The 13,141-nt window shown below is 69.9% G+C and carries 12 protein-coding genes; 8 read left to right on the plus strand and 4 right to left on the minus strand.

The annotated features are described in order from the left end of the window. Window positions 1-6: 6 nt before the first annotated feature. The 3 genes from CcI49_RS09110 to CcI49_RS09120 all read right to left on the minus strand — a co-directional run bounded on the left by CcI49_RS09110 (window position 7) and on the right by CcI49_RS09120 (window position 3,914). Window positions 7-1,593 carry a long-chain fatty acid--CoA ligase gene (locus CcI49_RS09110; RefSeq protein ID WP_076825669.1) on the minus strand — a complete coding sequence of 529 codons (1,587 nt, stop codon included), beginning with the start codon at window positions 1,591-1,593 and terminating at the stop codon, window positions 7-9. A gap of 302 nt (window positions 1,594-1,895) precedes the next feature. Further along, window positions 1,896-2,888, minus strand: coding sequence for a 3-carboxyethylcatechol 2,3-dioxygenase (locus CcI49_RS09115; RefSeq protein ID WP_054570723.1), 993 nt, complete (start codon window positions 2,886-2,888; stop codon window positions 1,896-1,898). Between the two features lie 18 nt (window positions 2,889-2,906). Then, window positions 2,907-3,914: a quinone oxidoreductase gene (locus tag CcI49_RS09120; RefSeq protein ID WP_054570979.1), complete on the minus strand. Its 1,008-nt coding sequence runs from the start codon at window positions 3,912-3,914 to the stop codon at window positions 2,907-2,909. Window positions 3,915-4,167: 253 nt separating this feature from the next. Between CcI49_RS09120 and CcI49_RS09125 the strand changes: the two genes are divergently transcribed. The 8 genes from CcI49_RS09125 to CcI49_RS09160 all read left to right on the plus strand — a co-directional run bounded on the left by CcI49_RS09125 (window position 4,168) and on the right by CcI49_RS09160 (window position 12,178). Continuing rightward, complete coding sequence (locus CcI49_RS09125) at window positions 4,168-5,526, plus strand: aromatic ring-hydroxylating dioxygenase subunit alpha (protein ID WP_076825671.1); 1,359 nt, start codon at window positions 4,168-4,170, stop codon at window positions 5,524-5,526. Beyond that, a complete protein-coding gene (locus CcI49_RS09130) occupies window positions 5,523-5,879 on the plus strand; it encodes a non-heme iron oxygenase ferredoxin subunit (protein ID WP_076825673.1) in 357 nt (118 codons plus the stop codon). Before CcI49_RS09125 ends, CcI49_RS09130 begins: the two co-directional genes overlap by 4 nt. Then, entirely contained in the window at window positions 5,876-7,129 is a 1,254-nt protein-coding gene (locus tag CcI49_RS09135) for an FAD-dependent oxidoreductase (protein WP_054570726.1), read from the plus strand. The genes CcI49_RS09130 and CcI49_RS09135 overlap by 4 nt, the downstream gene beginning before the upstream one ends. Before the next feature lie 71 nt (window positions 7,130-7,200). Continuing rightward, window positions 7,201-7,830 (plus strand): aromatic-ring-hydroxylating dioxygenase subunit beta, encoded by a 630-nt coding sequence (locus CcI49_RS09140; RefSeq protein ID WP_076825675.1) that lies wholly within the window; start codon window positions 7,201-7,203, stop codon window positions 7,828-7,830. A 109-nt stretch (window positions 7,831-7,939) separates the two neighbouring features. Further along, window positions 7,940-8,767 (plus strand): alpha/beta fold hydrolase, encoded by an 828-nt coding sequence (locus CcI49_RS09145; protein ID WP_347280110.1) that lies wholly within the window; start codon window positions 7,940-7,942, stop codon window positions 8,765-8,767. Continuing rightward, window positions 8,764-9,597, plus strand: coding sequence for a 3-(cis-5,6-dihydroxycyclohexa-1,3-dien-1-yl)propanoate dehydrogenase (gene hcaB, locus CcI49_RS09150; RefSeq protein ID WP_076825677.1), 834 nt, complete (start codon window positions 8,764-8,766; stop codon window positions 9,595-9,597). Before CcI49_RS09145 ends, hcaB begins: the two co-directional genes overlap by 4 nt. 115 nt (window positions 9,598-9,712) lie before the next feature. Then, complete coding sequence (locus CcI49_RS09155; protein WP_054570730.1) at window positions 9,713-11,329, plus strand: tannase/feruloyl esterase family alpha/beta hydrolase; 1,617 nt, start codon at window positions 9,713-9,715, stop codon at window positions 11,327-11,329. Between the two features lie 156 nt (window positions 11,330-11,485). Next, window positions 11,486-12,178: an XRE family transcriptional regulator gene (locus CcI49_RS09160; protein WP_198955480.1), complete on the plus strand. Its 693-nt coding sequence runs from the start codon at window positions 11,486-11,488 to the stop codon at window positions 12,176-12,178. 63 nt (window positions 12,179-12,241) lie between these two features. Here CcI49_RS09160 and CcI49_RS09165 read toward each other — a convergent pair whose 3' ends face one another. Then, complete coding sequence (locus CcI49_RS09165; protein WP_076825679.1) at window positions 12,242-13,060, minus strand: IclR family transcriptional regulator; 819 nt, start codon at window positions 13,058-13,060, stop codon at window positions 12,242-12,244. Window positions 13,061-13,141 lie beyond the last annotated feature (81 nt).

Genomic DNA, 13,141 nt, shown 5'->3' on the forward strand with positions numbered 1-13,141 from the left:
ACTGGGTCAGGTGGAGGCTCCGGACGGGATCTGGTTCTGCTCGGCCCATTCCCGCAGCGGGCCCTTCAGCAGCTTTCCGCTGGGGTTCCGGGGAATCTGGTCGAGCCGGCGCAGCTGGGTCGGGAGCTTGTAGCGGGCGAGGTGGAGTGCGGCGAAGTCCCGTATCTCCTCGATCGTCGGCTCGGCGCCCGGGCGGCAGCTCAGGATCGCGACCACGGTCTCTCCCCAGCGGGCGTCGGGCACACCGACGACGGCCACGTCGATGACGTCGGGGTGCTCGATGAGGACCCGTTCCACCTCGGCCGGGTACACGTTCTCACCACCGCTGATGATCATGTCTTTCAGGCGGTCGACGACGTAGTAGAAGCCGTCCTGGTCGCGGTAGGCGATGTCCCCGGTGTGGAACCAGCCGCCGTGGTCGAACGCCGCGGCGGTGGCCGTCGGGTTCCGCCAGTAGCCCGGAGTCACGTTCGGGCCCTGGACACAGAGCTCGCCGCGGACGTCCGCCTCCTCAACGAGAACGCTTGTGCCCGGCCTGACCAGGCAGACCCTGGTGAAGGGCATCGGCACCCCGGCCGAGCCGAGCTTGTCCCGGGTCAGGCCGGCCGGCAGGTAGGTGGCGAACGGGGCTGTCTCGGTCAGGCCCCAGGCCTGCTGTAACAGAACGCCCCGGTCGGCGTACTCGCGGATCAGGCCGGGCGGTACCGGGGCACCGGCGACGATCGCGGATCTCAGGGCGGTGAGGTCCGCGGCGGCGAACCCGGGCAGCCTGGCGACCGCGCCGAACATGGCGGGTACCGCGAACAGGACCGTCACCTGGAAGCCGACGAGATCGTCCAGGAACTGCTGTGGATCGAAGGAACGGCGGATGATGACGAGGCCGCCACGCAGCAGGGTCCGCAGCGTGAGCGCGTTCAGCCCGCCGATGTGGAACAGCGGAGCGACGGCCAGCGTCACGTCGTCGTGGCGGGTGTCGACCACGTTGTCGACGTTGACGGCGTTCCACCAGATGTTGCCGTGGGTGAGGATGACGCCCTTGGGCAGGCCGGTGGTTCCCGAGGTGTACAGCAGGGCCGCGATGTCGTCGTCGTGGCGGGCCACCGGCTCCGCGACGTCGTCGGGGCCGGTGAGCAGCACCGACAGTGGTATCCATCCCGCGACCTGCTGGTCGGGCGCGGGGCAGGCCGGGTCGGTGTCGACGAGAACGTAGTGCCTGATCGACAGTGCGGCGCGCACGGACTCCACCACCTCGCGGTGGCCTTCCTCGACGATCAGGACCTCGGCGTCGCAGTTGGTCAGGACCTGGCGGATCTCGGCCGCGGCCAGCCGGAAGTTCAGCGGCGCGAAGACGGCGCCGAGATGCGCGGCGGCGAGCATGGTCTCCAGCAGGACCGGGCTGTTGAAACCGAGATAGGCCACCCGGCCGCCCTGCGGCACACCGTGGCGGGCGAGCCCGGCGGCGAGCTGACGAATCGTCCGAGCGAGATCGCCCGCGCTCGTCGTACGGCCTTCGTAGTGGAGGGCGGCGGCGCCCGGGGCGTATCGCGCTCGACGGTAGAGCGCAGCCGCCGGGCTGATGTCGACGGAGTTCATGGCAGGGCTCCTTGAACGGCGGTCGGGCAATGCGAGAGAACGGAAGGGTGAATGGTGAGCGAGCCTTCTCGGCCGTGCAAGGTGCGACGGCGAAGGCTCGGTGTTCTCGACACGATGTCCGGGCCCGCCGCCTCCCCCCTGTCTCCGACGTTCAGTCGTCCCCGTGGCTGACGACTGCCGTGCCCCCGCCGCAGTGCAGCGTGCGGACATAAGACGCTGGCTGCGGGGTGTGCTTCCAGCGGCTGTGCCGCGATGCGGAACATTTCCGCGGACCCTTCCGCGGGCCCTCCCGGCCAGGCTTCTCAGGGCTTCGGCGGGAGACCGCCGGGCCGAGCAGTGAGCCCCTCGTCCCGCTGGCCCGAAGGGAGCGCGGTGGCGACGGCGAAGCCGGCGATCCACTCCGGGATCGGCCGGTAGAAGCGGGATGTCATGGAGTACGCGCCGGTGGCGGCCAGGGACGCGAAGGCGGCGATCCAGGCGCGGGTCTCATGCCCGGACCCGCCGCCCTCGGCGCCCATCCATTCGACGGTCCAGGCGTCGACGTCCTCAAGCCGGCCGCCGGCGAAGGTGTCGAGGACCAGCTCGTCCCAGGCCGGGTTGATCGCAATCATGCTGGTCGATCCGCCGGCGTAGGCGCGGCCGGCCTGCACGACCCGCTCCTCGCCGCGGGCGCGCTGCTCGGGGGTGGGTGGATGGCCCTCGATCAGGGCGTCGGCGACCCGCGGTGGCGCGCCGGCGAGGATGGGCACCGGCGGGTCGTGGGAGAGGCCACCGGAGCCGATGAACAGGACCCGGCGGTCAAGGTCGGCCGCCGCCAGGCCGATGGCGGTCCCCAGGGCGCGGATCCGGCTGACCGGCCCGAACGGTGCTGCGACGCCGTTGACGAAGATCGGGACGACGGGCACCTGGTCGATGCCGCCGAAGAGCACCTGCAGCGGCTGGACGAACCCGTGGTCCACGGTCATCCGCGCGGAGACCGTCAGGTCGACGCCCCGGGCGAGCGCTCCGTCCGCGAGTGCTCGCGCGGCCTCGCCGTCGACGGAGAGGGGCCCCGCCGCGGAGCCGAAGTCCCCGACGGCGCCCGCCTCGGTGGCCAGGCAGAACGGCGGCATCTCGCGGTAGAAGAAGCCGTTGTAGTGGTCCGGCGCGTAGAGGACCACCAGGTCGGGCGCGAAGGCCCCGATGAAGGCGCGGGCGCCCGTCACCGCCTCGTCGACGGCGGCGAGGACGTCGGGCGCCGGGTCGTTCTTCCCGATCAGCGGGGAGTGGGATATCCCCACGAGCGCGGCAGGCATCAGGGCATCAGGTTCCCTTCACTCGTGCGTGTTCGTTCGTGGCTGCAGGTGCGGCGCGGGTGGGTGAATGACGATCTTTCCGGTGAGCTCGCCGTCGAGCATGAGCTGGAAGCCCTTGTCGATCTCGTCAAGGGGCAGGACCCGGTCGATGACCGGCCGCACGCCGGTGGCGTCCATCATCCGCAGCATGGCGACGAGTTCCGGACGGGTGCAGCCGGTGGAGCCCAGAATGCGTTGTTGCAGGTAGAACACCCGGGCCAGGTCGGCCGGTGGGTTCGTGCCGCTGGTGGCGCCGGCGACGACGAGCGTCCCGCCGGGGCGCAGCGACCGGAGTGAGTGCGACCAGGTGGCCTCGCCGACCGTCTCGATGACGACGTCGACCTTCTCCGGCAGCTTCGCGCCGGTGGGGAACGTCCCGCGGGCTCCCCAGGACAGCGCCTTGTCTCGTTTGTCCTCGCTGCGGCTGGTCGCGTAGACGACCGCTCCGGCCGCGGCGGCGAGGCTGATCGCGGCGGACGCCACCCCACCGCCGGCGCCCTGGACCAGCACCCGGTCGCCGGCGGTGATCCTGGCCTGGGTGAACAGCATCCGGTACGCGGTGGTCCAGGCGACCGGCAGGCACGCCGCCTGCTCGAAGGTCAGCCACCCGGGTTTCGGGACGAGGTTGCGGGTAGGCACCGTCAGGTACTGCGCGAACGCGCCGTCGTGGCGCTCGGAGAGCAGCGCCCGGTCCGGATCGAGGGTCTCGTCGCCGCCGCCGGCATCCGGATCGGCGATCACCGGGTAGACGATGACCTCGTTCCCGTCCTCGTCGATGCCGGCCGCGTCGCAGCCCAGGATGATCGGTAGCCGTTCGGCGGGATGGCCCACCCCGCGCAGGGTCCAGACGTCGTGCATGTTGAGGGACGAGGCGACCACCCGGACGACCGACCAGCCAGGTCGGGCCGCGGGCCTGGGAACATCACCGACCTTCAGCCCCGACAGCGGGTCGGTGGCGCTTTGCGCGACGGCGCGTGCTGCGAGCATGCCGTCACGATGCATCGGCCGATGTCAGGCCGGATACCACCCGTGCCGTCCTGCGGCACGGGTGCTGGCCGAAGCGGGCGTCGGCTCGTTTCCTGGTTGCTGTGACCGCACCCGCAGGGCCTCCGGGGGCGCGGTCCGGCCTCGTCCAGCCTCGTGGATCACGCCGATGCCCCGCCCCCGGGCGGCGGGGCTGGACGAGGAGGAGGCCTGCGAACACGGTGGCGGCCCCACCGGACACGGGAGAGGAGCTCCTATGACGTCGAGCCCTGAGCTGGCCGGCCGCTCGGGTCGGCCCACCCCGACTCCGTTCGGCCCCCTGAGCCGCCCGCCCGAACTGGCCTCGACCATCGACACGTCCGGGCTGGTGGACGCCGACGGCGGCCTCGTCGACCGGGCCATCTTCACGGATCACCAGATCTACCAGCAGGAGCTGCGCCGGGTCTTCGCACCCAGCTGGCTGTTTCTCGCGCACACGGACCAGTTCCGCAGGCCCGGTGATTTCTTCGGCACCTACATGGGCGAGGACCCGGTCATCGTCACGATGGACAGGAACCGGAAGATCCGGGCCTACCTCAACTCCTGCCGGCATCGGGGCGCCCGGGTGTGCCGCGCCGACGCCGGCACCACCCGGAACTTCACCTGCACCTATCACGGATGGTCGTTCGATCTCGACGGCCGCCTGGTCAGCGTCCCGAACAAGGCCGGGTACCCGGAGAGTTTCGACACCGCCGACTGGGGCCTGGTCGAGGTCCCGCTCATCGACAGCCACCGCGGCCTGATCTTCGGCACCTGGAATCCGCGGGCGCCGTCGCTGAGCGAGGCGCTGGGCACGATGGCCTGGTACATGGACGCGATGCTCGACCACGACGGCTCGGGCACCGAGGTCGTCGGCGGCGTCCACAAATGGGTTCTGGACGGCAACTGGAAACTGGCGGCCGAGCAGTTCGCGACCGACTGGTACCACGTGAACATGAGCCACGCGTCGGCGTTGATGCTTCTGTCGCCGGAGGGAAAAGGCCCCCGGGACGAGATCGTCCATCGCAGCGGCCGCCAGTACGCCGACCCGAACGGTCACGGCGCGGGATTCCCGGTCCATCCGAGGAACCGTTTCGACGCCCAGCCGGTGCACCAGTGGTTCGACTACGACGCGGCCCGGGCCCGCCTCGGGGACGCGCGGGTCGAGGGCCCGCTGACCAACGGCCATGCCACGGTCTTCCCCAACTTCTCGTACCTGCCGGTCAACGGCAGTGTCCGGGTCTGGCATCCGAAGGGCCCCGACCGGATGGAGGTGTGGGCCTGGACGCTGGTGGACCGTTCGATGCCCGACGACGTCAAGGAAGCCCAGCGCCTCTACAACCTGCGCACCTTCGGGCCCAGCGGCGTCTTCGAGCAGGACGACGGCGAGAACTGGAGCGAGGTGCAGGCCATCTCGCGCGGGTTCGTCACCAACAGCGTCCCGCTCAACTACCAGATGGGCCTGGGCTCGGAACGCGAGGACGGGCGATATCCCGGCCTGACCAGTGAGCTCTACAGCGATTCCGCCGGCCGCGCGTTCTACCGCCGCTGGCAGCGACTGATGAACACCCCGGCCTGGTACGAGGGGGACATATGAGCACGACGGGCATCCGGGTCGCGGCCCTCGACGACATTCCCGAGGGCGAGGGCATCGCGATCGACCGTGCCGTCACCGGCACCGACGACGACATCGCGTTGCTGCGTGACGACGACGGCACCGTGTGGGCGCTCAACGACACCTGCACCCATGAGACGGCCTCCCTCGCCGAGGGCTGGGTGGAGAAGGGGTACGTCGAGTGCCCGCTGCACGCCAGCCGGTTCTGCCTGCGTGACGGGAAGGTGGAAGGGCTGCCCGCGACCCGCGATGCCGTCGCCCACCGCACGGAGGTCCGCGACGGAGAGGTGTACCTTTTCCCGAACGAGCCCCCGAACGGGGCGCCGGCGTCGTGAGCGGTGTGGCGCACAAGGTCGTGGTCGTCGGTGGCGGCATCGCCGGCGTCAGCACGGTGGCCGCCCTGCGTGCCGGCGGCTACGACGGTTCGCTGACCCTCGTCGACGCGGGCGGGCTTCCCTACGACCGGCCGCCACTGAGCAAGGACTACCTGGCCGGCAAGCGAGGCCTCGAACAGATCGCCCTGCAGCGGCCCGAATGGTACGACACGCAGTCGATCCGGCTGATCACCCGAGCCCGGGTCGCGGCGCTGCGGCCCGCGTCGGGGCGGGTCGAGCTCGCCGACGGCACCGAACTGCCCGCGGACCGGGTCGTCCTGGCCACCGGCGGCTCGGCTGCGCGCCCGCCGATCCCCGGTGCCCTGCCGATCTCTGGTGCCCTGCCGATCTCTGGCGCGCGCGGCAGCGCCGTCCATGTGCTGCGCACCGTCGACGACGCGGATCGGCTCCGGGACGCCCTGCCCTCGGCACGGCGGGTCCTGGTGGTCGGCGCCGGTCTGATCGGCGCGGAGGTCGCCTCCACGCTGGCCGGGCTGGGATGCGAGGTCGTGCTGGCCGACCCGGTGACGAGACCGCTTTCCGCCGTGGTCGGACCAGACCTCGCGGCCTGGCTGCACGACCAGCACCGGGCCCGCGGCATCCACACCGTCGCCGCCGGCCTCGCCACGCTCACGCATACGTCCAGCGGTGTCGAGGCCGCGCTGGTCGGCGAGGGGCGGGCGCGGGTGGTCGACCTCGTCGTGCTCGGGGTCGGCATGGTCTCGGACACCGGGCTTGCCGAGGCCGCCGGCCTCGACGTCGACCGAGGGGTGCTGGTGGATACCGGCCAGCGCACGTCCAACCCCGCGGTGCTGGCCGTCGGTGACGCGACCCGCGCTCGCGCGGACGGTACCCGGGCCGAGCACTGGGATGCGGCCCGGTCTGACGGGGAGTGCGCGGCGGCGACACTGCTCGGCCGGCCCGCGCCGGCCCGGCCGACCCCCTGGTTCTGGAGCGACCGCCACGGCCGGCATGTCGAGGTGGTCGGCCGGATGGCGGACGCGGACCACACCGTCGTGCGCGGGTGCTTCGGCGACGAGCCGTTCGCGGTGTTCGGCCTGCGCGGGAACCTGGTGGTCGGTGCCGCGTCCGTCGACGACGGCCACGCCACGCGCACCGCGCGCCGGCTGGTGGCTGGCGCCATCCCCGTCGACGCCGCCCAGCTGGCCGACCCGTCGACGAATCTTCGCCGGCTGCTGCGCGGCGGCTGAATCGCGGGCAGCCGTGCCGCTGGGCGGCACGACACCTGGCCGGCCCCGCTCCTGAAAGGATCGAATGAGGCGTGAGCACCACGTCCGACCGTGTCGCGACACCGGATGCGGCCGTCGCTGACCGCCGAGCCGACCTCGGTACCCATTTCGAGGTCGAACAGCTCTACTACCGCGAAGCCGAACTGCTCGACGAACACCGGTTCGTGGAATGGCTGGACCTGCTCGCGGACGACCTCGTGTACTGGATGCCAACCCGGACGGACCGGCTGCGCAGGCAGCAGGCGCTCTCCGTCGCCGCCCGTGGCGAGGCCGCCTACTACGACGAGACGAAGGCCAGCCTGCAGTGGCGGATCCGCCGGTTCGAATCCGGCTCGGCCTGGTCCGAGGACCCGCCGTCACGGACCCGGCATCTGATCACGAACGTTCGGGTACGTCACGCCGTCGTGGGCGGCGACCTGGCCCAGCCGGATCTGGCCGAGCCGGGCTTGGCCGAGCCGGGCCTGGGACCCGCGGAGGCGGTGTTGGTCGCCCGCTCGAACTTTCTCGTCTACCGCAACCGGCTCCAGCGCGAGGAGAACGTGTTCGCCGGTGAGCGCACCGATCTGCYGCGACGGACCGAGGACGGGCTGGTCATCGTGCGCCGCGCGGTCCTGCTCGATCAGAACGTGCTGCTCGCGAAGAACATCAGCACATTCTTCTGATTTCCGCGCGCATGCGGATCTCCGCTTCCTCGATCTCTGATCCCACCGCCGACCTGTTGAAGGAACCATCGTGACAACCGCCAGTGAAGTCGCGCTGAGGACGCATCGGGTGCCCACCGCACTCGGCGAGATCGCCGTTGCCGAGGCAGGCGACGGCCCGGTGCTGGTCATGCTGCACGGCGGCGGGCCCGGTGCCTCCGGCGTGAGCAACTACCATCAGAACCTCCCCGCACTGACGGACCATTTCCGGGTGGTGCTGCCCGACCAGCCTGGGTTCGGCGGCAGCTATCGGCCCACCGAGAGTGATCTCGCTGCCCGGTCCATCACCGCCATCACGGCGGTCGCGCTGCTCCAGGCACTCGACGCGCTGGGTGTCGACCGGTTCCACCTGCTCGGCAACAGCCTTGGCGGAGCCGCTGCCCTCGCGCTCGCGCAGCAGCACCCCGACCGGGTCGAGAAGCTGGTGCTGATGGCACCCGGCGGCGGCTGGCTCCCGTTCGGGCCCACGCCCACCGAGGGCCAGAAGGAGATGTTCCGCTACTACCAGGGCGGCGGCCCCAGCGAAAAGAAGATGGCCGCGTTCATCCGGACAATGGTCTTCGACCACCGTCAATTCGGCGAGGATGTCGTCCGGGCACGTTACGAGGCTTCGCTGGACGAAAGCCACATCGCCTTCTACCACTTTTACAACGCGGCGTTCGCCAGGCGCGGCGGCATGGATCCGCTGTGGCGTGACCTGCACCGGATCACCGCGCCGACGCTGCTGCTGTGGGGGCGCGACGACCGGACGATCACCCTGGAGGGGGCCCAGATCATGCTGAAGCAGATCCGGGACGTCCAGCTGCATGTGTTCGGCCGCTGCGGTCACTGGGTGCAGCTGGAGCGGGCGCGGGAGTTCGAGCGCCTGGTCACCGATTTCCTGCGGGCCGCCACATGAGTGGATGGCTTTCGGGGGACGTCGCCCTGATCACCGGCGGTGCCTCCGGGATCGGCGCGGCCGTTGCCGAGCGTTTCGTCGCCGAGGGCGCCGCTGTCGTGATCTTCGATCGCGATGCCTCCCGGCTCGACGTCGTCCGCGGGAAGTCGGCCGACCCGGATCGCGTCCACACCGTGACCGGCGACGTCCGGTCCAGCGCCGACCTGCACCGCGCGGTCGCCGAGACCGTCGACCGGTTCGGCCGGCTCGACATCCTCGTCGCCAACGCGGGAGTCTGGGACTACCAGCGCCAGCTCACCCGCCTGTCAGCCGGCGAGCTCGACGTGGCCTTCGACGAGATCTTCGCGATCAACGTGAAGGGATACCTGCTCGCCGCCGAAGCCGCCTGGCGGGAGCTTGTCAAAGCACACGGCTGCATCGTCATGACGCTGTCCAACGCCTCGTTCTACGTCAACGGCGGCGGCCCGCTCTACACGGCGAGCAAACACGCCTGCCTTGGCCTGATGCGCGAGCTGGCCTATGAACTCGCGCCGAAGGTGCGGGTCAATGGGGTGGCGTGCGGGGCCATGCGCACCGACCTGCGCGGCCCCGAAACGCTCGCGCTCGCGGACCGCTCGCTCGCGGCCTCCTTCGACCGCAGGCCCGCCGACGCGCCCGCACCACCCATCCCGCTCCACAGCGCCAGCGTCGAGCCGGCGGACCTGACCGGTCCGTATGTGCTGCTGGCGGCTCGCGCGCAGAGCAGCGCCATCACCGGTCAGGCGATCCAGGCGGACGGCGGCATCGGCGTCCGCGGATTCACCTCCGGCGCGGGCGGCGACCGGCTCTGAGAGCCGGCTGGCTCTGAGAGTGGGCTGGCGCTGCTGGAGGGCTCGATCAACCGGAAGCCCAGGGGGGGCATTGCCGGGTGGCGGGTGCCATGCCGGGCGGAACACAGGGAGAAAAATGAAGAAATCGGGACAACGCCTGTTAGCGCTGCTCGCCGCGGTCGGTACCGCGGCGGCGATGGCGGTGCAGGGAGCGGTGCTGGCCAGCCCGGCATCGGCCGCCACCGGGACGGCGTGCGGCAACGTCACGCAGCCCACCGTCTCCGGCGCGACGATTCAGTCGATGTCGACAGCGGACAAGGGAGCCGACCTTCTGCTGAATGTACCGGCGCACTGTGAGGTCACGCTCTACCTGACCCACCCCGGCGACGGCGACAAGGTCCAGGTCGCGGTCTGGCTGCCGACCAACGGGTGGAACGGGCGGTTCCAGGGGACCGGCGGCGGTGGTTACGCGGCGAGCTTGCAGCTCGGTGACCTCAGCCTGGGCCCGAATGTCTCCACCCTTCCCTCGGCTGTGCAGGAGGGGTATGCCGCCGCGGCGACGGATGCCGGTATCGGCTTCAACCCGCTGAGCCCCACGGCGTGGGCGCTCAAGGCCGACGGCACCGTCAACACCGGACTGCTCACCAACTTCGCCCACCGGTCGATCCACGACATGACGGTCGCCGCGAAGCAGATTGTCGCGAGCTTCTACGGCCAGCAGGCGTCCTATTCGTACTGGAACGGCTGCTCGACCGGGGGCCGTCAGGGAATGATGGAAGCCCAGCGGTACCCGGACGACTACGACGGCATCATGGCCTCGGCCTCGGCGATCAACTGGGACACGTTCGTCCCGTCCGAGCTGTGGCCGCAGGTCGTGATGAACGACCTGAAGACCTACCCGAGTGCCTGCAAGTTCAAGGTCTTCACCGATGCGGCGATCGCTGCCTGCAACGGGGGGGACACGGTGGCCGGCGGCCTCATCAGCCAGCCGGAGACCTGCGCATTCGACCCGAAGAGTCTGATCGGCAAAGTAATCTTCTGTGATCTCACGTTCCAGACGATCACCGCCAAGGACGCCGAGGTCGTGCGACGCATCTGGGCAGGGCCGACGTCGGCGGACGGCCAGCAGGTCTGGTACGGGCTTCCGAAGGGTGCCGCGATTGACATGGTCGCCGGAACCACCTCGGACCTGCTCGGGCGGCGGAGCGGTTCACCGAACTCGCTGATCGCGGACTGGGTCAAGTACTTCCTTCTGAAACAGCCGTCGGCCGACATCGCGGCTGTCACACCCACCCAGCTGGTGTCGCTCATCGGGCAGTCCCAGGCCGAGTACAAGGAGATCATCGGGACCGGTGACCCGGATCTGACCGCGTTCAGGAACCGGGGCGGCAAGATTCTCAGCTGGCACGGTCTCGCGGATCAGCTGATCTTCCCGCAGGGAACCGTCGACTACTACAAGCGGGTGCAGAACACCATGGGCGGGGCGGCCAGCACCAACGACTTCTACCGCCTTTTCCTCGCTCCGGGCGTCGGGCACTGCGGCATCGGCGGGAACGGGCCCGTTCCGACCAACGTTCTTGCCTCGCTCGTGAACTGGGTCGAGAACGGCCAGGCTCCGGCCACGCTGACCTCCTCGACCACCAGCCTCACGGAGGGCACGATCACCCGCAACATCTGCCTCTACCCCCAGGTCGCTCGCTACAACGGCCAGGGCGACCGAAAGGTGGCGAGCAGCTACCACTGCGCTGCCTGACCAGCGCCGCGGCCGGTTCCGTGGTCGGCACGACGTCGTGCCGACCACGGAACCGGCCCGTGCGGCCCGACGTTCTTCGGCGCGCCTACCGGGACCGGCGGAAACCAGGCGTCACAGCGCGTGGTTTCCGTCACCGCCAGTCCGAAGGTGCAAACGGTGACGCCGCAATACAGTGAAGGCGTGGAGTCGGGTCATGCTGTTGTCGCGCGCAACATCCGCCTCCTCAGGCAGCAGCGGGGGCTCTCGCTGGCCGAGCTCGCCCGCCAGTCCGGGCTGGCCAAGCAGACGCTGTCGAAGCTGGAGCAGAGCAACGGCAACCCGACCGTCGACACCCTGTTCTCGATCGCTACCGCGCTCGGCGTCCCGGTTACCCGGCTGGTTGCCGAACGCGAGCAGATCGTCGCCGTGCAGCGGGCGAACGACGTCGTCTGGCAGCGGCACGACAGCCACGAGGTCCGCCTGTTGGACCACGTCTACGGGTCCGGGGTCATCGAGAACTACCTGATGCGCATCCACCCGGTGCCGGAAGGCCAAGGCGGCGAGCCCGAGCTCCATCCGGCGGGCACACTCGAACACCTCTACGTCATTGTTGGAAGTGTCCGCGTCGGTCCGGTGGACAGCCCCATCGAGCTGCGCGAGGGAGATTTCGCGCGATACGCCGGTGACCGGCCGCACAGGTATCAGTCGCTGTCCGGTGAGAGCCTGGTACACATCGTGGTAAGTGTTCCCCGCGTCCAGCCCGGCACGGGCGCCATGGGAACCCAGCGCCAGCACGGGGGCGGCGTTCGGAGCCGGATGGGGGAGTCCTGGGCCCCGGCTGAGGAACACGGGCAGGCCGAGGAATCCTGAAAAGCATTGTTCCCGGCCGCCGGTCGGGTGAGCGGTGAAGAATGTATTTGTAAGGAGCTGGACCTAGGTCCTAGGGCCGACTCCGGTTTCAGCGCCTCTGCGCACCGTCGCCGCCGCGATGGTACGAGATGCCTCATATCCCACCCGGCGTAATATCGGCGCATATCTCGCGGGATCGAACCGCTGATGCGGGCCGGCAACCGACAGCGCCGCGAGCGGCTGCCGCGCCAGGCCCATGACCGGCACGGCGACGCAGGAGAGCCCGAGCGCCGCCTCCTGGCGGTCGTAGGCGATCCCGTCCTCGCGGATGCGCCCCAGCTCGGCGCGGAGCAGCCCGCTGTCGGAGATGGAATATTCGGTACGGGCCGGCAGCGTGGCTGTCCTGGAGATGATTTCGGCGGTGGCGGGAGTGAAGGCGAGCATCGCCTTGCCGACGCCGGTGCAGTGGGCAGGCAGCCGAGTGCCGATCCTGGATGGTGAGCGGGCTGCCCGATGGCCATGGATCTTGTTGATGTACGCGACCTCGTCGCCGTGCAACACGGCGAGATGCACCGTCTCGTGGGTGTGCTCGTAGAGATCGACGAGATAGGGGAGCAGCTTGTCGTGGACCAGTGACGTGGTCGGGCCGTAGACGCAGGATCCCAGGTCGGACACGTGCGGGCTCAGCCGGTAGTCGCTGCCGACACGCTCGACGAACTCGTTGCGCTGCAGGATCGCCAGCAGGCGAAAGGCCGTCGACTTGGTCATCTGGGTGCGTCGGGCCAGTTCGCTCACACCGATCTCGCGGCCCTCGCCCGCGAGGGAACGGACGAGAAGCAACGCCTTGTCCACCGCTGTCTGCTGGCTGGCCGCGGCGGACTCGATGACGTCACCGTTCTCCATGGGGTCCTCCGGCGCATCCGCGGACAACTGTAGTAGACGCTCATCCACTTTAGATGACCCCCGTCGGCGCTGTAAACCGGA

Origin of the sequence: Frankia sp. CcI49, assembly GCF_001983215.1 — a bacterium.
GTDB classification, from domain to species: Bacteria; Actinomycetota; Actinomycetes; order Frankiales; family Frankiaceae; genus Parafrankia; species Parafrankia irregularis.

Excerpts from the sequence above, each read along its gene's own strand:
- CcI49_RS09110 (WP_076825669.1), bottom strand. The coding sequence starts at position 1,593 with ATGAACTCCGTCGACATCAGCCCGGCGGCTGCGCTCTACCGTCGAGCG.
- CcI49_RS09115 (WP_054570723.1), bottom strand. The coding sequence starts at position 2,888 with ATGCCTGCCGCGCTCGTGGGGATATCCCACTCCCCGCTGATCGGGAAG.
- CcI49_RS09120 (WP_054570979.1), bottom strand. The coding sequence starts at position 3,914 with ATGCTCGCAGCACGCGCCGTCGCGCAAAGCGCCACCGACCCGCTGTCG.
- CcI49_RS09125 (WP_076825671.1), top strand. The coding sequence starts at position 4,168 with ATGACGTCGAGCCCTGAGCTGGCCGGCCGCTCGGGTCGGCCCACCCCG.
- CcI49_RS09130 (WP_076825673.1), top strand. The coding sequence starts at position 5,523 with ATGAGCACGACGGGCATCCGGGTCGCGGCCCTCGACGACATTCCCGAG.
- hcaB (WP_076825677.1), top strand. The coding sequence starts at position 8,764 with ATGAGTGGATGGCTTTCGGGGGACGTCGCCCTGATCACCGGCGGTGCC.
- CcI49_RS09155 (WP_054570730.1), top strand. The coding sequence starts at position 9,713 with ATGAAGAAATCGGGACAACGCCTGTTAGCGCTGCTCGCCGCGGTCGGT.
- CcI49_RS09165 (WP_076825679.1), bottom strand. The coding sequence starts at position 13,060 with ATGGAGAACGGTGACGTCATCGAGTCCGCCGCGGCCAGCCAGCAGACA.